This window comes from Paenibacillus pabuli NBRC 13638, from assembly GCF_001514495.1.
In the GTDB taxonomy this organism is placed as follows: domain Bacteria; phylum Bacillota; class Bacilli; order Paenibacillales; family Paenibacillaceae; genus Paenibacillus; species Paenibacillus pabuli.
In genome coordinates this window covers 146,478-166,555 of record NZ_BCNM01000016.1, presented here as the reverse complement: position 1 = coordinate 166,555, position 20,078 = coordinate 146,478, and the positions used below count along the sequence as shown (strand labels likewise).

General features: G+C 47.0%; 20 protein-coding genes. 11 read left to right on the top strand and 9 right to left on the bottom strand.

Annotation, left to right across the window (positions count from 1 at the left end):
* Positions 1–18: 18 nt before the first annotated feature.
* The 5 genes from PPA03S_RS21430 to PPA03S_RS21410 form a co-directional block, all read right to left on the bottom strand.
* Positions 19–2,421 carry an ABC transporter permease gene (locus tag PPA03S_RS21430; protein WP_062326004.1) on the bottom strand — a complete coding sequence of 801 codons (2,403 nt, stop codon included), beginning with the start codon at positions 2,419–2,421 and terminating at the stop codon, positions 19–21.
* Between the two features lie 3 nt (positions 2,422–2,424).
* Positions 2,425–3,183, bottom strand: a complete 759-nt coding sequence (locus PPA03S_RS21425) for an ABC transporter ATP-binding protein (RefSeq protein WP_174532149.1) — start codon at positions 3,181–3,183, stop codon at positions 2,425–2,427.
* Between the two features lie 124 nt (positions 3,184–3,307).
* The gene (locus PPA03S_RS21420; RefSeq protein ID WP_062326002.1) at positions 3,308–4,750 is read right to left on the bottom strand and encodes a sensor histidine kinase; all 1,443 of its coding nucleotides are present in this window, start codon (positions 4,748–4,750) and stop codon (positions 3,308–3,310) included.
* A gap of 20 nt (positions 4,751–4,770) precedes the next feature.
* Positions 4,771–5,472: a response regulator transcription factor gene (locus PPA03S_RS21415; protein WP_062326001.1), complete on the bottom strand. Its 702-nt coding sequence runs from the start codon at positions 5,470–5,472 to the stop codon at positions 4,771–4,773.
* A 289-nt stretch (positions 5,473–5,761) separates the two neighbouring features.
* On the bottom strand, positions 5,762–6,580 hold the full coding sequence (locus PPA03S_RS21410) for an AraC family transcriptional regulator (RefSeq protein WP_082704263.1): 819 nt from the start codon (positions 6,578–6,580) through the stop codon (positions 5,762–5,764).
* Positions 6,581–6,723: 143 nt separating this feature from the next.
* On the opposite strand from PPA03S_RS21410, the gene PPA03S_RS21405 reads away from it, so the two are divergent.
* Together PPA03S_RS21405 and PPA03S_RS21400 are read left to right on the top strand one after the other, a co-directional pair.
* On the top strand, positions 6,724–7,500 hold the full coding sequence (locus PPA03S_RS21405) for a sugar phosphate isomerase/epimerase family protein (protein ID WP_062326000.1): 777 nt from the start codon (positions 6,724–6,726) through the stop codon (positions 7,498–7,500).
* 85 nt (positions 7,501–7,585) lie between these two features.
* Positions 7,586–8,605: a Gfo/Idh/MocA family protein gene (locus PPA03S_RS21400; RefSeq protein ID WP_062325999.1), complete on the top strand. Its 1,020-nt coding sequence runs from the start codon at positions 7,586–7,588 to the stop codon at positions 8,603–8,605.
* 135 nt (positions 8,606–8,740) lie between these two features.
* Here the strand turns inward: PPA03S_RS21400 and PPA03S_RS21395 are convergent, their stop codons facing one another.
* Positions 8,741–9,688: an aldo/keto reductase gene (locus PPA03S_RS21395; RefSeq protein WP_062325998.1), complete on the bottom strand. Its 948-nt coding sequence runs from the start codon at positions 9,686–9,688 to the stop codon at positions 8,741–8,743.
* Between the two features lie 21 nt (positions 9,689–9,709).
* On the bottom strand, positions 9,710–10,714 hold the full coding sequence (locus tag PPA03S_RS21390) for a Gfo/Idh/MocA family protein (protein WP_062325997.1): 1,005 nt from the start codon (positions 10,712–10,714) through the stop codon (positions 9,710–9,712).
* A gap of 117 nt (positions 10,715–10,831) precedes the next feature.
* Between PPA03S_RS21390 and PPA03S_RS21385 the strand changes: the two genes are divergently transcribed.
* From PPA03S_RS21385 to PPA03S_RS21375, 3 genes are all read left to right on the top strand, one after another.
* Positions 10,832–11,668: an AraC family transcriptional regulator gene (locus PPA03S_RS21385; protein ID WP_062325996.1), complete on the top strand. Its 837-nt coding sequence runs from the start codon at positions 10,832–10,834 to the stop codon at positions 11,666–11,668.
* 110 nt (positions 11,669–11,778) lie between these two features.
* Positions 11,779–12,186: an Rrf2 family transcriptional regulator gene (locus PPA03S_RS21380; RefSeq protein ID WP_062325995.1), complete on the top strand. Its 408-nt coding sequence runs from the start codon at positions 11,779–11,781 to the stop codon at positions 12,184–12,186.
* A 118-nt stretch (positions 12,187–12,304) separates the two neighbouring features.
* Positions 12,305–12,754: a nuclear transport factor 2 family protein gene (locus PPA03S_RS21375; protein WP_062325994.1), complete on the top strand. Its 450-nt coding sequence runs from the start codon at positions 12,305–12,307 to the stop codon at positions 12,752–12,754.
* Between the two features lie 127 nt (positions 12,755–12,881).
* On the opposite strand, the gene PPA03S_RS21370 is transcribed toward PPA03S_RS21375, so the two are convergent.
* Together PPA03S_RS21370 and PPA03S_RS21365 are read right to left on the bottom strand one after the other, a co-directional pair.
* Positions 12,882–14,096, bottom strand: coding sequence for a sugar efflux transporter (locus PPA03S_RS21370; protein ID WP_062325993.1), 1,215 nt, complete (start codon positions 14,094–14,096; stop codon positions 12,882–12,884).
* A 205-nt stretch (positions 14,097–14,301) separates the two neighbouring features.
* Positions 14,302–15,678: an MFS transporter gene (locus tag PPA03S_RS21365; RefSeq protein WP_062325992.1), complete on the bottom strand. Its 1,377-nt coding sequence runs from the start codon at positions 15,676–15,678 to the stop codon at positions 14,302–14,304.
* A gap of 209 nt (positions 15,679–15,887) precedes the next feature.
* Between PPA03S_RS21365 and PPA03S_RS21360 the strand changes: the two genes are divergently transcribed.
* From PPA03S_RS21360 to PPA03S_RS21340, 6 genes are all read left to right on the top strand, one after another.
* On the top strand, positions 15,888–16,211 hold the full coding sequence (locus PPA03S_RS21360; protein WP_062325991.1) for an ArsR/SmtB family transcription factor: 324 nt from the start codon (positions 15,888–15,890) through the stop codon (positions 16,209–16,211).
* Positions 16,212–16,351: 140 nt separating this feature from the next.
* The gene (locus PPA03S_RS34040; RefSeq protein ID WP_082704262.1) at positions 16,352–16,540 is read left to right on the top strand and encodes a hypothetical protein; all 189 of its coding nucleotides are present in this window, start codon (positions 16,352–16,354) and stop codon (positions 16,538–16,540) included.
* Between the two features lie 85 nt (positions 16,541–16,625).
* Positions 16,626–17,531, top strand: a complete 906-nt coding sequence (locus tag PPA03S_RS21355) for a helix-turn-helix transcriptional regulator (protein ID WP_062325990.1) — start codon at positions 16,626–16,628, stop codon at positions 17,529–17,531.
* Positions 17,532–17,621: 90 nt separating this feature from the next.
* The gene (locus PPA03S_RS21350) at positions 17,622–18,620 is read left to right on the top strand and encodes a cysteine peptidase family C39 domain-containing protein (RefSeq protein ID WP_245683697.1); all 999 of its coding nucleotides are present in this window, start codon (positions 17,622–17,624) and stop codon (positions 18,618–18,620) included.
* Between the two features lie 18 nt (positions 18,621–18,638).
* Positions 18,639–19,655, top strand: coding sequence for a hypothetical protein (locus PPA03S_RS21345; RefSeq protein ID WP_062325989.1), 1,017 nt, complete (start codon positions 18,639–18,641; stop codon positions 19,653–19,655).
* Between the two features lie 235 nt (positions 19,656–19,890).
* A complete protein-coding gene (locus PPA03S_RS21340) occupies positions 19,891–20,073 on the top strand; it encodes an aspartyl-phosphate phosphatase Spo0E family protein (RefSeq protein ID WP_062325988.1) in 183 nt (60 codons plus the stop codon).
* Positions 20,074–20,078: the final 5 nt, after the last annotated feature.

Below are 20,078 nucleotides of genomic sequence, written 5' to 3'. Positions count from 1 at the left end.
TTTTCAAATGTTCATGTATTATTCAACGACCAAAATACGTGGGGATGCATCTCGAATCACTCTTGAGGATACCCAGGAGCCAAGAGTTGCTGCCAGAATACTCAAGCAGGCAACTAATATGATTCCTCCCCAATTCAGGATAAGGGGGATCTGTACAATCCCGTATCCGGAAAGGACTTTTTCAAGCAGTCGTGGTAGTACATACACACCGACAACGACTCCAAGTACTGCGCCGATTACGGATAGAGCTGCAACGCCCAGGGCAACAGATAATCGAATTCTGCCGGAAGTCATGCCTATGGACTTGTAGATTCCGTAGGTTTTGCTTTCTTTGCGAATACTGATCCGGCAGGTACTGAAAATGATGATGAACGTAACGAGAATAAACAACAGACCGATGAGAGCCATGGGGTAAACGAGAATGCTTGCAGCCTCAGCATATACGGAATCAAGCAGGGTTTTCTGCGTGACGACCGAAGCAGAATCTTTAAATTGTTCGTTTAACTGCTGCGCAATGGTTTCTGCCTGTGCGGGATCATTGACATTGATAAAGGCTACATCAACATCCCCATAATTTGGGTTAACACTTCGCACAGCATCAACGGTAATACGTCCAGATACAGACATGTTGGAGATAGCCTGGTAGACTCCTGTGATCATGAACGTACGCTGTTCACCCTCGATATAAAGATCGATCAGGTCGCCCAAATCCTTGTTCAACCTGCGTGCAACACTTACACCAATCGAAATTTCATTTTCACGTTCAGGATTGGTACCTCTCAATGTTTCGAACCCAAGCTCTTTGTAATTCCCATCAAATACACTCAGGTAGAGACTGGTGGATTGGTCGGCCATTTTCGCTGATGACCCGGGACTGACGACCCCTGTGATGTTCCCTTGCCAGCCCACATTTTTAATCCTCAGGTCCTCTTCCAGCACCTGCTTTAACTCATCCTTGGGGAAGGTGGTTTTGTTCACAACGACGGCGGCAATGTTGGCATTATCGTAGCCCCATTTGGCAGCTGTCTGATAAATTCCGGTAATGCTGGTCAGTACAACATATCCAAGGACAAGCACAGAGGCAGCCATCGTGGTTAACAGCAGCATCAGAACAGAGCTCTTGGTATTCTTGATCAGATTCCGTATGCCAATGACGGCGGCTGCTGGCAGCCGGGCAAATCCAACCCGGTTTGCAAGCGGTGAGTTCATTCGGCGTGCCAAGCGGGTATTTTCCGTTTCCGACATACCATAGCGGATGGCTTGAACAGGTTCGATGCTGCGCGCCTTTTTGGCATATAACACAACGAATAAAATTACCAGTACAAACAGCAGTATGCCGACAAACATGGCTGCTCCGATGCCTTCCATCGGTATATCTCCATTGCCTGTTCGCAGAGAAGACACCGAGATGTTGATAATGAATTTGGATACAAACACGCTCAGCGCAAGTCCTGGAATAACGGCAATGATGGACAGCAAAGCATATTGAATTACATAGGTACCGATGGTTCTCCCGGAGGTCAATCCCAGTGATTTCAAGATCCCTATTGTTTTGTAGTTGGCCAGAATAGCATCCGAAATAGTAAATCCAATGGTGATGAGAGCGATAGCCATCATGACAGCACCCAGGAAAATCATAATGAATCCAATAATCTGATTGATGATCAGATAGAAGGAAGAGATACTCTCAAACTCCATCTTCGTTTCCAAAAACGGGACGTTGGTCTCACTGGTATAACGATCCCAATAGCTGGAGTTCATTCGATAATCATCAAAATGGATACCCATCATATCATTATCTTTTCCTGCGAGTGTCCGGAAGTCATTCTGGTAGTCTGTACTGTTCATCCAGACCCTTGCGGCATTGGTGAATGGTGCACCGTAAGGTACATCGACTACAATCGCGGATACCCGAAGATCAAGGGCGGTGGACCCTGTTTTGAAATTGACGGTATCTCCTACGGCTATATCATAGGCATTCGCCATTGAAGTAGGAATCCATACGCTCCCTAGTTCGGGAGCCGAACTCTGCGCACCACTCGAAAAGATCAGTTCATCGACGGCCCAAGGCGGCTGAGGGGTATTCATCATGTACAGATAAAGGTTGGGAATGTCCATGCCTTTGAAGGCTATGCCGGACAAGGTACGATATGTGAGCAAAGGTGAAACCTCAACTCCGTCCTGTTCAGCCCACCAGTCATAGACGGCTTTAGGGTCATTCAGTCCTCTATCAAAAGTCAATATTTGATGGGACCCGTTGGTCCGGGTATGCATTTCGTTGAACAGATTGCCTGTGTTGGCCAGAATAATAACCGCAGTGGATACCAGTAGTGTAGACAGCAAAATGAGCAGGGTGATAAACAGATTCTGTATTTTATTTTTGCTCAGGTAGGAGAGGCTCAGTTTCAACATAGCAGCCATAAATTACTCCTTTCCCGACACAAACGCGAAAACCATCGATTCCCGATCCTGAATCTGGTGTTCGTCATATTTGTCAAACTCGAGGATGCCTCCAACTTTGCCATCCCGGATAAAGATCAGACGATCCGCCCGGCAGGCTGCCTTGATATCATGCGTAACCATCACAACAGACTGTCCCTTTCGGTTGATATCGGTCAGGATATCCAGCACCGCTTTCCCGTGCTCATAATTGAGGCTTCCCGTGGGTTCATCTGCAAAGATGATCTCCGGTGAATTGATCAACGCACGTGCAATAGCTGCTCGTTGCTGCTGGCCACCCGAGGTTTGGGAGGGGAGACGGCTATTCTGTCCGTCGATATCCATTGCCTTCATAAGGTGGGTGGCACGTGCCTTGACCTCACTTTTTTTGCTTCCGGCAATGTAACCTGGCAAAGCGATGTTATCCTGGATGGAAAGATCGGGCACCAGATTGATACTTTGGTAGATGTAGCCGATTCTGCGGGTACGGAATTCGGACATTTCCCGCTCACTATAGGCGTCAATACGCTGATCCTGAAAATAAACCTCGCCTGCTGTCACTTGGTCCAGTCCGCTCAACAGATAGAGCAGAGTTGATTTGCCTGATCCGGAATTACCCATGATGACGGTGAAATCCCCTTCATAAATATCAAGATCAACATTGCGTATGGCATGATATTGTTCGCTTCCCGTATGATATGTCTTGCATAAGTTTTGAGCGTGGATAATGGATGTTTTGGTCACGCAGATCACTCCCCATGGCAGTTTACAATTCATTCTAATAGGGGGATGTTGAGAAAGACTTATCAAATTATGAATAAAATATTACAGCCCTTTTGGAAAATGGATGGGAAGTATACTTTACTGCTCAGCAGATTGGAAGCGTGAACTGAAACAGGGTGCCCTGACCCTCTTTGCTTGAAAAGGAAATATCTCCTCCGTGGGCTTCAATGATACTTTTACAGATGGACAAACCGAGACCGGTTCCCTCATGTATATTCCTTGCGGAAGGTGAGGAATGCCCCCTGAAATATCGTTCAAACACAAAAGGCATATCTGGGGCTCGGATTCCCTGCCCTGAATCGGAGATACTGACCCGCAATTTCCCCGAATTGAGTTCCGCGTTAATTCGAATAGAATCTCCTGGTACGGTATGTTTGAGTGCATTGGATACCAGATTGGACAGAACCTGTTCAATTCGTATGGGGTCCATTCGGATAAGAACATTGGGAATGTACTCCGGCTTTCCATAAATCAGACCGTTCATTCGTACGCTATGTCCAATGGGGTTCAACATCGTTTCAAATGCAGAACGGCTGTAGATCTCATGCAGCTCCACTGAGATCTGACCCAGTTCTTGCAGGGCATGGACAAGCAGATCTTCGACCAGATGGGCTGTCTTATCTGTATGGGTACGCATAATCTCCATATATTCCATCAGCGTCTCCTCATCAGAGCACAACCCCTCAAGAATGGCTTCTATGTATGCTTTTACCGTTGTAATCGGGGTTTTGAGTTCATGGGATATATTCGTAATCAGTTCTTTTTGTGCTTTTTCTTGTCTAATACGCTGCTCACTCAAATGCATGATTTCCATGCGCATCAAATCGAACATGGCGTAAAGTTCGCCCATCTCATCCATCCGGTTGTATTGAATCTGGTCATTATACTGCCCTTTGAGAATGGATTCCGCATGTTGTTTCAACTGATGGATGGGGGAAAGCATCCGTTTTCTGATCTTGCGTTTCATGAATATGAGGAGAAGCCCAAGAACGATAGAAATGATAAGCAGGGTTCCCAAGACGAAAAAAGTGAACGTGGAGGACTTCTGGACGATGACAAGTGATTGGGGAATCGTAAAAATGGCATTGCCAATCTGGTTGCCCTTCGGGCCATCCATCACAGGAAAGGCGATGTTCAGAGACTGGCTCCCGTCAATGGCTTCCAAAGCGTGATTCAGATCATAATGCAAGGCAGATCGCAGATTGATCTGCCTTCCTTCGGAGGAAGACGTGGAGGAAAGCACCACCATTCCGTCCAATCCGACATAGTCGAAGTCAAGGCCGCTTTTCTCAGCGATGAAGTGCAGTTGATCTCGAAGATCTGGCTCATTTAATCGTTCATGGTTTTGCTCCAGTTGAAGCAGAATGGGGTTAACCCTGAGACGAACCTGATTGATGGCCAGGTTTGTTTCACCTGATTGTCTTCCATAGAGCAAATCAAGAAAGAAGACAAGGCTGCATCCGATCAGAATAATCAGGAGAATCAATGAAGCTGTGAGCCAACGTTTGGTCCAGGTGGATAGTGTCATGCAGTGGTCTCCATTCTCGCTTATTCATAATTGAATTTGTATCCGACACCCCACACAGTTTTCAGAACAGTAGGATGGGAAGGGTCTGCCTCAATTTTCTCTCGCAATCTGCGTATATACACGGTAACGGTATTCTCATCGCCGTAGGCTGCATATCCCCAGATCGCATCAAGCAGCTGGGATTTGGAAAAAACTTGATTTTTGTGGCTTGCCAGATGAAACAGCAGCTCAAATTCCTTGGCGGAGAGAGAAACCTCATTCGCATCGAGGGTGACCTTATAGGCTTTCTTGTCAATTTGGAGGTTACCCAGACGCAGTATATGGGTGTGATCTTGTTCTGTGCCCATACGATCATATCGTCGGAAATGGGCATTGATGCGGGCCAGCAGCTCGCCCAGGGAGAAAGGTTTCGTCATATAGTCATCCGCCCCGAATCCAAGCCCGAGCACCTTATCCGTATCACTTCCCCTTGCACTCAGAATGAGAATGGGGATGTTATTCCGTCTCCGAATTTCGCGGCATACATCAATGCCATCCATATCCGGAAGCATAATGTCCAGAATGATATAATCCGGCTGCAGCATGTCCATCATCTGCAACCCGTCCTGACCATTATCGGCTGCTGCAGCTTCATACTGATTCTTCGTCAAATAGTCTCGCAGAATTCGGGAAATATCTTGTTCGTCTTCAATGATTAAGATTTTGCGTGGATTAGCGTGCATTATGTATCGCTCCAATACCATTAATGAAGTCCATTTGGCCTTATATGAATTTGTAAGAAAGTCGTTCTATATTAATTGTACAGATAAATGATGATAGAGTCATGGGGGAATTTGGAAAAAGAATTAGTCTGAGACTGAGGAAGGGATGCACGTAAAAACGCCGCATTACCAAAGAGCGTAAGTGCTACTCTTTGCAAGGCGGCGTTCGCTGGGGCGGACAGAAATACGTGTGCTGCTCTGTTTTTTTGTTTAATAGTTGCCTGTAAGGTGAGGGGCTTGCATGGAATTCTCACACATGCTCCAGATCAATAGATTGATGGGATTGGGATTTGAGATATTCAACGGGAGATACGCCGAAGTGTGCCCGAAACACCCGATGAAAATAAGAGTAGCTTGCAAAGCCGCATGTTTCGGAAATATGCTCAAGCGTCATATCGCTGTATTTCATACGCTCCAGTGCAGCGTTTAGACGTATTTCAATCGCATACTGAATCATCGTTTTGCCATAATGCTCCTTGAACAGACGAACCGCACGGGATAGACTAAGTCCCGCGTAACGTGCCGCTTCTTCGAGCTTAAAGGTCACTGTGGCATGCTCTTCAATGAACCGTTTCAGCTTCAGTGTGGAGGAAACCGACCGATCCGTCTGGATATTCTCCTTGATGGCCCGATCGATATACAGGCATAAACCGCGCAGCAATGCGTCACTCAGTTCTATATTTTCCTCCAGCGGTCCACGGCGTTTCTCCAGTAGCATATTACGCCACAGACTAATCAATTTGTCATCCAGGCCGATGCGACTTACAGTGGAACGCTGCTGCCGTTTCCACCAGTTCTCAATCCAAGTCCCTTCACAGAACACATAATAGTCTCCGCTCGACAACCTGCCCTCCTTGTGAGGTTCTTCGACCACGAGATGATAATCGTCTCCAGGCTTTAGCAGCAGCAGATCCCCGCCAGTCATTTTGAATTCTTCATCCTGTACATATACCTTGCAAGAGCCCTCGGTTTGCAGACGGAACAGATAAGTCTGCAACTCGCCCTTCATATTATGGTTAAACGCCTTGTAGTGATACGAGTAGTCGCAGATCAGTACTGAGGTTTCCAAAAGATGTATCCTCCATATTTAAAAAAATGATCAGATAGTTCATGTTCTGACGATATTGTATATGTTCATTCTAGCCTGTTTTGCGTTAGGATGATACCAGATAGAGCAATGAAAGCAAATTTGAGAGCAGAGGTGCATCTATTATGAAAAAACTTAATATTGGTTTGCAATTGTTTACGCTCCGTGATGAAACTGCAGCAGATTTCCGTGGAACGTTGCGCAAAGTAGCAGAGCTTGGTTATGAAGGTGTCGAATTTGCCGGATATGGTGACATTCCTGCCGAAGAAATGAAAGCGCTATTGGATGAGCTTGGGCTGAAAGGTTTCAGCAGCCACGTTTCATTGCATGCCATGCGTGAGGATTTGCAAAAACAAATTGATTACCTCAAAACAATTGGGGCTCAATATATGATCTGCCCTTACCTGATGCCTGAAGATCGCCCTGAGAATGCAGAAGGCTGGACCAAACTGTTCAACGAATTGCAACAATATGGTGCTGAAGCGACCAAACAAGGTCTGATCTTCGGTTATCATAACCATGATTTCGAATTCCACGGTCAGGTTGGCGACGATAATGCCTTTGATGCGATGTTTGCTCAAACGACACCTGAAGCGGTTCAAGTGGAAATGGACGTATGTTGGGTACAATTTGCTGGACAAAATCCGATTGAATATATTAATAAATATGCAGGCCGTCTGCCATTGCTTCACTTGAAAGACTTCAGCAAAGATGATCAAGGCCAGATGAAGACACTAGAACTGGGACAAGGTTCGGTTAATCTGCCAGCAGTCATTGAAGCTTCTACGAGTGCAGGTGTAGAGTGGTTGATCGTGGAACAGGACGTATGTCAGAATCCACCGCTTGAAAGCGTAGCCAACAGCTATAACTGGTTGAAAGAGAACTACCTGAACCAATTCTAATCTGAGCATTTTGCATCATTCCCATGAGCGATATGAGTCGAATGATGCAAAATGCAAATCTATTTATCAAAGGAGATATTTGTACATGAGTAAAATTAAAGTTGCTGTATTCGGCTGTGGAGCCATTGCCGAGCGCAGACATATTCCAGAGTATGCTGCTAATGAGAACGTGGAACTGGTGGCTTTTGCCGATCCGATTGTGGAGCGTGCGGAGAAGATGGCTGAAACTTACGGTGGTAAGGCTTATTCCAGCTATGAAGAATTACTTGCGAGCGAAGAAGTGGATGCAGTCAGCGTTTGTACGCCAAACTACCTGCATGCTTCGATGTCCATTGCTGCTGCTAATGCAGGCAAGCATGTGTTGGTTGAAAAGCCAATGGCCGTATCTACCGAAGAAGGCGAGCAAATGATCGAAGCTGCCAAGAAAAACGGTGTATATCTGATGGTTGGACACAACCAGCGTTTGATGCCTCCACACGTGAAAGCGAAAGAAATTCTCGACTCTGGCAAACTTGGCAAAGTTCTGAATTTCCGTACGTCCTTTGGCCATCCGGGTCCGGAAGGCTGGAGTGTAGACGGAGCAGAGAGCTGGTTCTTCCGCAAAGAAGAAGCAATTATGGGCGCCATGGGAGACCTGGGCGTGCACAAGTCGGACTTTATCCGTTATTTGCTGGATGATGAAGTGTCCGAAGTGGCTGGTTTCATCAGCACACTGCACAAGGAAAACACGAAGGTGGACGATAACGCGACTTGCCTGCTGCGCATGAAGAGCGGTGCGATCGGTACACTGGTAGCGAGCTGGACACAATACAGAGCAGGAGATAACAGTACGGTTCTGTGGTGTGAGAATGGTGTGATGAAGATCGGAACGGTAGAAGGCGACGAAGTGATCGTCGAGTTGACTAACGGTACGGTTGAAACCTACAAGGTTGGCGCCATGGCTACTAACGAGAAACAAGTACCGAGCGGTGTTATTGATGCTTTTGTAGAGTCGATTATGACCCAAACTCCACCAAGCATTTCCGGTGAAGAAGGTCTGCGTTCTTTGCAGGTGATTTTGGCAGCATTCGAATCCGAGAAGACAGGTCAAATCGTGAAGCTGTAATCCGCATAATGAATTATTAAATCTATAATCTTGGACGTGTTATTCTACATGATAAAGGGACTGACCACTTCGCTGAATCGCGGAATAGTCAGTCCCTTAGCACTTTAGGTAAGAAAGAAAGCGTAGATGTCCAGATTAGACACTGGGCTTCACATCACTGCCGAGGTCCAGCCATGCCACTTCCTCAGGAGATAGGATGATACGTGAGCCTTCGTCACAGGAGAGAAGCTCCGCCTGATTCTGGGCACCGATCAATGCACAGGTTGGGAACGGCTGATTCAATACATAAGCGAGCGCAATCTGGATCGGTGACGTCTTCTTCGACTCGGCCAGCTGTTCAGCCCGGTGCAATCGTTCCCAGTTGCCATCACTGTAGAATACACGAACCAGATCTTCATTGTCCCGCACTTCAGGTGTGAACCGTCCGGTAAAGAAGCCACGAGCTTGGGATGACCAGGACAGCAATGGCAGTTGTGTCTGCGCATGCCAAGCGAGTGTCTCGGCATCTGCGGATACACAGCCGGCCCAGAACGGTTCGTTCGCTTTGGCGAGACTGAGATTCGGACTGCTGAATGTGAAACCTTTCAGACCGTTAGCAGCTGCATATGCATTCGCTTCCTCCAGCCTCTGCCAAGTCCAGTTCGAAGCGCCAATCGCGCCGATTTTACCGGATTCGATATGTTCGTTCAGGGCTTCAAGAATAACACCAACAGGTATATTCGGATCATCCCGATGCAGGGCATACAGCTCTACATGTTCCGTTTGAAGCCGCTCCAGACTGGTAAGGAGGTCGCTGCGGATAGCATCAGCATGAACACGTGGGCCGTTTTGGTCATGATGCGCACCTTTGGTCAAAATAACGATCTCGTTACGGTTACCCCGTTCCTGCATATAACGTCCAAGCACTTCTTCACTCTGCCCACCACAATAAATATGCGCGGAATCAACGGTATTACCGCCAATAGCCAGGAATGCATCCATGTTCGCAGCTGCTTTCTCATAGGAATCATGGTAAAAATAATCGGTTCCTTTAATCAATCGGGAGATAGGTTTTCCTGCACCAGTAATATCAATGTATTCCATAATTCAGTTCATCCTCTCTTCTTATAGTGTAATACGTGTACGTTCTTCCGCCGAACGAAGACAAGCTTCGAGTACCTTCATATTGGCCACTGCATCGGAAGATGCGAACCGAAGGTCTTGACCCTGGAGCACAGCACGGGCCATATCGTCCCCTTGAAGAGAATAATGATTCACCTGTGGGACTTCAATCTCCTTCCGTTCGCCGCCAGCGGTTACGTAAAAGTTTGAACTGCGATCCAGATTGCTGATATATGCGGAAGGTACCTCGATAATGCCATCCGATCCAAGGATCTCGAGTGTGTTGCGGAAGGCTGCCCACATGCTGCTATCAAACGTTACGCCGACATGGTTATCGAATTCAAGCAGGCCGGAAGCCATCATATCCACCTGATCATGTTCAGGAGAGAACATGCCAATGACAGTTACTGCAGAAGGCTCTTGACCAAGCAGCAGCCGTGCTGCACTGATGGAATAACAACCGATGTCATAGAGGGCACCGCCGCCCCATTCACGACGGAAGCGGACATTGCCTGACGAACCCGAATTGTTGAACGAAAAGGTACTATGAATGCCGCGGATTTCACCAATTTCTCCGCTGGCAATAATATCCCGAATCTGGTTATAACGTGGATGATGTCGATACATAAAAGCTTCAGCGAGGTGTACGCCAGCCTCTTCACAGGCTTGCACCATTTCCCGAGCCTCCTGCTCAGTCAGTGCCAGTGGCTTTTCGCACAGAATATGTTTTCCAGCTTCCGCAGCGCGGAGCGTCCATTCGCGGTGCAGGTGGTTCGGAAGTGGAATGTAGACAGCATCAATGGAATCGTCTGCCAACAAAGCCTCATAGCTGCCGTAAGCTTGTGCAATCCCGAGCTGGTCAGCGGTTTGTTTTGCTTTTTCTTCATCCCGGCTGGCAATGGCGGTCACTTCATTCAATTCCGATTGCTGCAAGCCAGGGATAACGGAGCCTACAGCAATGCTAGCGCTACCAAGAATGCCCCAGCGCAATTTACGTTCTGTATTCATTGTTGTCTCCTCCTGTTTATAAATGTATATTGTGATTATAAGTAATAGATCAATGAATTAAAATGATAATATATTGAATTGAGTTAACACAATATTGTCTAGAAAGGAGGAATCTCTATGATGAGACAAACCGTATTGCTCACCTTGCAGGATATTCCTTATTTTTGTTACCCGGAGTCCGTTGGCCACTATATCGATCACCCTGAGCATATCGTATTACGAGAGACTGGCGCACTAAACAATTTCAATATCCACTACGTTGCTGCGGGCAAGGGATATGTGGAAGTAGATGGGGTGGTGCATGAGCTTCGCGCAGGTCAGGCGGTATTATATTTCCCCCAGCAGCGTCAGCATTACTATAGCAGTGAAGATGATCCATGGGATGTACGCTGGGTTCATTTTTACGGTGAACGATTGCATGATTATATGATCGAACGGGGGCTTCATCGCAATCTGTTGTGGACACTCCGCCAGCGGAATTCTTGGGAAGAAGCCCATATGGCGCTGTTGATGGAAGCCGAGCAGAACAGTATGCTTCGTCCAGCCCAGTTATCCACGCTGACCTATGCGGTATTGGCCGAGTTCGTCCAGCATGCCATTCCGCTGAAAAGTACACGCACAAGCAAGGCGGAGAGTCGTATTCTGGGACTGCTCCCACAGATGCAGCAGGAGGCCTGCCAGCCGTTTCTGCTCCAGGATTGGGCAGATATGGCGGGTGTCAGTTCATATTATTTCTGCAAGATGTTCAAAAGTGCAGTGGAAATGACGCCGATGGAATTTATAACACGTTCACGGTTGCAGATGGCGAAGCAATGGCTGCTGGAACGGCCAACAGCCAACATTGGACAGATTGCGGAGGAGGCAGGGTATCCCAATGCCAGTTATTTTAATCGCCAGTTTTTGGCCCATGAGGGCATGACACCTACGGATTATCGCGGGCTTTACCACGGCTAGAGGCTGCATGGCGGCAGTTCTTTTCCCTTGTCGGTATTCTTGAAGTTTGACAGAGGGTTCGATCAAGTCTATTATAGATAAATTAAATCCGTATATAATGAGGTGCCCTCATGAAATATTCGAAAGCGACAAATTACGCTCTGCATACGATGCTTTTTCTGGTTGCGACTGAACCGGAACAACTGGTTAGTGTACATCAACTAGCGGAGATGCAGAAAGTTTCTCCAACCTACTTGTCCAAAATATTAACCAAGCTGGTCAAAGCAGGCATGATCGAATCGACCTCTGGAGCCAATGGCGGTTACCGGCTTAGCCGCAAAAATCCCGATCCTTCCTTTCTGGAGATTATCCATGCCATTGAAGGTCAGGCTTCCCTGTTCGAATGCTCGCAGGACCACAACGAAGGTTGCCTGATTCAGCAGGTGATGGTTCGTGCCGAGGAAGAGATGGAGAGCTATTTGAACGATAAAAAAATGTCCGAGCTGGCTGCCCAGATGAAAGCTGCGCATTCTGTATAATCCGTATAGACCTTACAAGTCCAATGGATAATCTTTTCTTTCCCTCCACAGAGGGTGGGAAGCTTTCAGATGACGTGGTACATATCCGATTACATCTTAGATTTCTGGAGGGACACACATGAGCCAATCAACCATCACAGGACTGGAACAACTGCTTGCACTGGAAAACATCCGAAACACCAAAGCGCGCTATTGCCGTTATATTGATACGAAGCAGTGGGATACATTGGGCGACGTGTTCGCACCGGACGCCGTAGCTGATTTCAGTACAGAAGGCAATCCAATTCCGGTATTAACAGGCCGTGACACCATCGTTCAAGTATTCCGGGATTTGGTGGATGCTGCCGTAACAGTGCATCATGTACATAGCGCCGAAGTTGAATTTGTATCCGAGAATGAAGCCAAAGTCATCTCCCCAATGGAAGATTGGGTGACGTTCCCTGAAGGCAATGAGAATAAATCGTTTCACGGATTTGGACATTACCATGAGACGTATGTCAGAATCGACGGTCAATGGCTCATCCAGCATACCAGCCTGAAGCGTCTTCGTCTGGATCTGTTTGAATAGGGTTTGTATTCATATAAGAGTATTAAAACGATAATAACCAAAGCCCCAAGAGCGCTATAGCTGCGTCCTTGGGGCTTTGTTTTGTTCAAACTTTTACGTTCACTCGGGCTTGCATTCGAGGATCTGATTATAGTGAAAGTATCTGACGCTTCTCTTTTGAAAATTGTTGTGTGACAACAAGCATGCCTAACGACAGCAGCACGAGCAGCAGACATACCCAATAGGAATTTCGGTACCCCCACGCTCCAGCTGTCCATCCCCCGACCAGACTGCCAAATAATCTTCCCAACGTGGAGGCATTGGAATAGAGTGTTGACGCATAGCCGGGCATGGACGGAAGCAGATCCTGCATGTAACTGATGCCGATGGCCGAGATAACGGCGACGAAGAACGCGAGCAATAGTTGTCCGGCCAGCAAGTGCCACAGTTCCGTGGAGAACAGAACAATTACATAATAAGCGGCACCCATCAGGGAGCCCCATAACATGAGTAAGCGGTTGGGATACTTTGAGGCGAGCAGACCCAAGCCTAGCATAATGGGGATTTCAAGCCCTGCGCATAAACTGGAGATCCAGCCAACTTCGCGGGTTCCCTCGCCCAGATGGTGAATAATGAACAGTGATGCATTCAAATTATTCATCCAATGTGCCATATACAGGAGTGTAGTAATGAGAAAAGGCATATAAATTCTTGCATCCTGATGCAATTTCATGTGTATGCCGCCAGTAGATGCACGGAGGGTAGAAGGCTCGGGAGCCTTTTTTAACAGAAAGAAAAATAATAACGCATTGATCAGAAAAATAAAACAAGTTGAACTGAAAATGCCGGTGTACCCAATATACGCAATCAGTAAAGTTCCGAGTAAAGGTCCCGTAATAAACCCCAGTGAAAACGCGGAGCGCAAGGTTGAATTGGCCACAGCATGATCAACATCTGTTGCGGAATTAACCGCTTCTCTTGCAGCTGCGAACAACTGTGGCATGGCAGGAGATCCAAGCGCAGTCAGCACCGTCATGTAGATAAATAATAACGTGAAGTCGTGTATCCACAGATACCCGGCAAAAGCAAGAGCATTGCAAATCATGGCGGTCACCAGAATGATTTTACGAGCCCTGGGTTGATCCGATCGTCTGGCGATCCATGAACTGAATAGCACACCCGCCATTAAAGTTACTGCAGTGAATAATCCAAATGTAGCAATGGATACTTCAAGGCGGGTTGTAAAGTAGACTGCCAGAAAGGGAGCGCTGATTGAAATAGCCATGCCCTGCAACAACATACAAAAGAGAAACAGTCGGTATGTAGGGATACGAAATAGTGATTTAAACTTTTGAAGCTTCATGTGTGATTAGACATCCCCTTGGTTTTATCGTTTTCAAAAATACCTATACTATTTGGTTATAATATAAGAATAACAGAGATAAAGTAATACTTATTGATTTCTTTTAGTCTAATAACAGACAAAAAAGCCAGAGATAGAGACCCCATCGGTCTAATCCCTGGCTTTCTTATATGAAGACTCTACTATGAGATCTTTTTCAAACTGTTTAGTGTGAAGCAACGATTTTCTTCCTTGACTGCATTCTCAGATACACTTGGGAAAAAATAATGGATGCCAGAGCAACCACGGTCATGCCCCAGAAAATATTCGTGTACGCCGAGGATAATGGCAGTTCCTGCATGGCTGTCAACGCTACACCCGTTACCGCAACACTAAATGCACCGCTGAAGAACTGGCTAAGCTGGAACAGTCCCATACCTGCACCAACCTGATCCATCGTCAGATTGCTGGACAATTCATTGGATACACTCGTTGTCAGTGCCGAGAAACCTACGCTAAGCAGAATGTATACGGCCATAATGGCATAGATGCTGTCGTCTGCAAAGAGTGCGAACAATCCCGCAGCAGCGAGCAGTAGCCATGGTGCGAACTTGAGCAGCTGTGTATTGCCGTGCCGGTCAATCATGCGGCCGATCCGATTGGATAACAACATGGACACGATAGCACCCGGGAAGATAACAAGCCCGGACTGGGCCGGAGTCAGGCCATACAGATGTGCCAAAATTTGCGGCAGCAGAAACAGTGTCGAGAAGTTGTTAATATACGATACAATCCCCAGTGAGCTAAGCATCATGTATTTTTGGTTTTTGAACAGGGCCGGTTGAACGAAAGGATCAGCCGCACGGCGAATTCTAAGCCAAAACAGCACCAGTGCCACGACACCAACAACCAGGGTGACCCATTGCCGTGAAGTCAGGAATAACAGGATGCCGGTTGTTCCGATGGCGAGAAGCAGCGCGCCAAGGAAGTCAAATGAGCCTTTTTGCGGCATTTCACTTGGAAGCAGCTTGAAAAATACAGGGATCAAAAACAAGGTTAGTCCCGTAACGATAAACAGATCATGCCATCCGAGAAACTGTGTAATACTGCCGCCGATTACAGGTCCGAGTCCAAGTCCCAATGAGCTGGCGGACATGACAACTGCCATGGATTTACCTCGGCGATCGCTTGGAATATACCGCGTAATGAGAACGATGGCGAGCCCTGGTACAGAAGCTGCACCCGCCGCCTGGATCAGACGCGCAATGAGCAGAATGATAAAGTGATTACTGAAGAAACCAAGAATGGATGCAGCACCAAGTAGTGTAAGTCCGGTTGTAAACAGGGTGCGTATCGGTACAAAATCCGAGAGACGAGAGAACGTAATTGAGGAAATGGCAAATACGATGGAATATCCGGTTACAATCCAGGAAGAAGCGACAGATGAGAGCATAAACTCGGCTGCAATTTTGGGCAGGGCCAGATTGAACATCATTGTATTCATGACGACGAGTACAACCGTGAAGCCAAGCAAACTGACGATGAGCCCTTCCTGTATTCCGTTCGTTCGTTCCCCGGATGCTGCAGCTGCGGTGTTGTTCATAAAAACCTCCTAGAGTGATGTGTATTTCGCAACATTTCAGAAACGCTATGTAACATTTGCAAAATGCGATATGATGTAAATCCCATACCTGACAGCAGGGATACATAAACGAAATATAATTTATTAGTTCGATTGGTATCGAACATTAGAAATATATCATGGAACTGTGCTAAAATACAATGGATAGTCTGAAAAAAGGAGACTACAGCATGAAAATTTTACACCATCCCCAAGTGGAGGATATTGAACTTTCATCCGTATTATACGCTTTGAGTGACCCAATTCGTCTAGGGATTGTAGTGGAAGCATCCCGAAGCGGCGAGCAGCCATGCAGTCATTTTCGTGCACCTGTTGTGAAATCCACAAGGTCGCACCATATTCGGACCCTCCGGGAAGCCGGAGTCATTCGGGTGAGAGTACAGGGTACACAGCATTTCCTTACGCTGAGATCCGAAGATCTGGAAGCGCGGTTCCCCGGTCTTTTGCAGCCTTTGTTGCAAGCGGCAGCTCAGTCAAGCACCGATCATTCTTGAAACTTGTCCTTTCTTCAAGCCGAAGAGGGGACATTTTTTATTTTCAACGTATGCCATACTGCTATGACATTCTATGTCGTACCATACCCTCTATAATAACGGTGAACACACAAAACATATCGAAAAGAGGTTCACAAACGTTGGCAAAAACAAAAAGAGGACGCGTCCTGTGGAATCTACCATCCCGAGGAAGAGGAACATGCCCGGTGTGCAGCAGCACCCGAATTAAATTGTTATATTCGCAAACAAAAACAGATGGTACAACTCTGAAGGTATGCAAGAAATGCTTCAAAGCCGTGCAGTCCAGAGTGGACAAGGCAACCGTATAACACAACAGGCCTGTTCTTCGGAACGGGCCATGTCTTTTGGTATAATACAATATAGTAAATGATGGGATTAATAGGGGGCGGGAACATGAGCAATATGCATCGTATTCACTGGTTTGACGAGCAGATTCGGAGTGGACGTTTCCCGAACAGCGGCTGGCTTGCACGTGAATTTGAAATATCCCGTCGCCAGGCCCAGCGCGATATTGAATATATGGCGATTTCCCTGCGAGCCCCCTTGTTGTATATGGCCAAATATCGGGGGTACTGTTATGAGGACCAGACCTATCGGTTACCCCATTTATATATGACGGAAGAAGAACAACGGGTGCTTAAGTATCTGGCACATCGTTATCGGCACTACAATTACGAACAGTCGGATGCTGTGAATCGTGTTGCGCATCTGCTGGAGCGTTTTACGCCTGAGGAACAACAGACGGGGAATCGTCAGCTTCCTGTATTTATGGCGCATCCACAGCAGCTTCAGTTCTTTGAGATTTTGTCCCATGCGATTACTGAAACACGCAAAGTGCATATTCATTACAGGGATCATGCCGGAGAACGGCAATTCTCCTGGTGTCCCTTGAAGATGGTATCCCAGTTCAATGCTGATTATGTTATCGGTTATGAGGAGGATCCTGTTCAGCAAACGGCTATCCGGTTGGAGGGAATTGTTCATGTTTGGATCATGAATGAGACATTTGAGTATCAGGTGGACGGGGTGCTGAGTGGATGGGAAGAGGCGCTTCCTGTTCGTAAACCGTTTGTCGCTGAGATCAGACTGAAAGAAGTGCAGCAAACAGAGCTGTGGCAAGGCTATCGGATTCGGGCAAAGCAAGATCAGATTCACTGGATTGAATTTTATGACATGGATGCGTTTATGCAGCATTTGTTTATCAGTGATTGGGAGGAGCTGCTGTCTCCGGGATGGCTCAGACGCAAGCTTGAAAGTCGTGTGGGTGGCATGATTGGCAAGCTTGGGATGAAAGAATAAGTTTCTGAACAGGCATAAATGAGCGGAGAAAGGTTGTTAGTTTTCCATACAAAATACATAAGAAAATCACCATGGGGAGGAGACTATTTCTTGGCTGAAGTCGTATTAGATAACTTGAGAATGAAGCGGGAGTCCAAATCGTATGTGGATAGCCTACACGCTGTATTGACCCATGCGGGTCTGTTTCAGGGTTCTAAATATGCGCTCGCTGGATATACAGGGATGGCATTTAAGCTTTCGGTACACCGCAGACTGCTGCATATTTCGGTTACAGCCTACGGTCAATGGGGCGAATCCCATCGCCAAGGAATCGATAATTTGGGAATATTCACGATTAGTGATGGAGGACGCACACGTCATTCCACCTTCGAATATTATCAGCGGGATGCGGTAAATTGGGTGAAACGCAGTCTGGATGGGGGCGTAGGAGTAATCTACTGGATTCCGGAATTTGGAGTCATTCACGGGTATGATGACCATGATCGCATCTTTTATGTGCAAGACGGCTGGAGCAAGGAACCACAGATTTTGCTGTATGACAATTTCGGGTTGAACTTCACCGGGTTCTGGCATTGTCAGGTTTTTGGAGATCGGGTTCGTATCCCGGAACAGCAAATGCTGCTGGAATCACTGCGAATGGCAATTGAGGATTGGGATATTCCTTACCGTCTACTGCCTGATCGAAATATTGCTTCGGGCAGACTGGCGTATGATGTGTGGGTAGAGGCCCTTCGGGGTGGAGATTACGATGCATCGGGGACTGCGTATATTTTGGAATCCTATTGCCGGTCCCGAACTGAAATCCAGATGTATTTGCAGGATGCGCAGGGGATATGGACCGAACTGGACCAAGCCTATGCATGTTATGAACAGCTTGGAGCATTGATTATGCAGATGAAGGCATGCATGATTCAGGAACATAACAGATGGATTATACGGGCAGATGCAACAGAGGAGCTGGCACAGGTTTTATTGGAAGCGAAAGCATTGGAAGAGCAGGCTGTTGATTATTTTCGCCTGATATCCCTGAAGTTTCCTGATCGCAAACGATCCACTGTGCCACGTTGGGGAGCGCACTCGGCGAGATAGGAAAGGAAGGAGTAGAGGATGGGGAGCAAAATACTGCTGGATTTGATTGAATCTCCACAAACTCAAGATGGTGCGGAAGAACACATATCATGGAGTGGTGTGGGTTCATATATTGATGCAATGTACCGGGTTTTAATACATAAACAGTGGACGAATTTACCCCGTCACATGATTGCGGGCATGACCGCAAGTGTATTTCGACTGGTGGTAGATCGGCGTCTGACGACAGAATCGATCTCGGCCTACAACTGGATGGCGGAGAACTTTGTAGCTGCTGATTTCATTGGTGTGACAGCGAGTCAGTCAGCGGGGTTTTCGTTCGAGCCGACCTTTCCGCTCTATCAGAAGCAGGCTCTGCTGGATATCAAAGCTTCCATTGACCGCGGCACAGGTGCGATTGTCTGGCATGATCAATTTGTCATTTGTGCGGGGTATGATGATGGGGAGCAGGTACTATTTATCTGTGATAGTGAAGGGAATAAAGTCATTCGTCTGCCCTATGATTCTTTTGGTCGGAACACTACATCTTATTGGTATTATCAAGTGCTTGAATCTCATACAACCGTAGACGTATGGGAGGTTTGCAAGGAGTCGTTAATTCAGGCTGTGTACAAATGGGAGACCCATGATTATATGCTGCCACCCCAGGATTACGCCTGTGGACCCGCCGCATATGAGGCCATTGCCGCTGCCCTGCAATCTGGGGCATATGAAACCAACCAAGCTGCCACAGTCCTGCGCTATTATGCCCGATCGAGACAGGATATTGCCTCCTATGTTGCAGGGCTTGGGCACCTATCCGATCAGATGGCCCAAGTTATGCGGGAGTATGCGTTGTTGGCGGATCTGTATGCGCAGATGATGGAGCTGGTTGAGGAATCAACAGCATGGGATGCAAAGGAGCCAGGACATGTGCTAAGGGTGATTAATTTGATCGAGCAGGCGGGGGAAACGGAACAACGCGCCATTGATGGGATTAAACAGGTCTTCCCAGAGACGATTGGCAATCGTTTTGAGGATATCGGATTAAGATGATAGAGCAGTATACACCTATAGACTATAAATACCGGACAGGCCTACCAGCCTATCCGGTATTTTTTGTTGCATTTTGCATCACATTTAACCTCAAGGACTCCCTTATTCCATTCTTTACAAGAAAAAATATACAAATTTTAAATTTGGGGTAATCCGCAGCTCCCTTTGTTCCGAATATTATAATAGATGGTCTTTTTTGGATAGAGTATACTGAAGGACAACAGGGGGCGGGAGTATGGTGCATAATCCGGAAACCATTCAGGAATGTATTGAAAAGGCACGGCAAAGACTCTACCAGATTGCAAATGCACATAGTGAGCTCTGGCATCCAGAGGTCATTCGTCAATCGATGGTGCTGGATGAGCTCATTAATCAATATAACAACGCCATTCGCGGGAAATCATCCCGAAGCAAATAAATGCG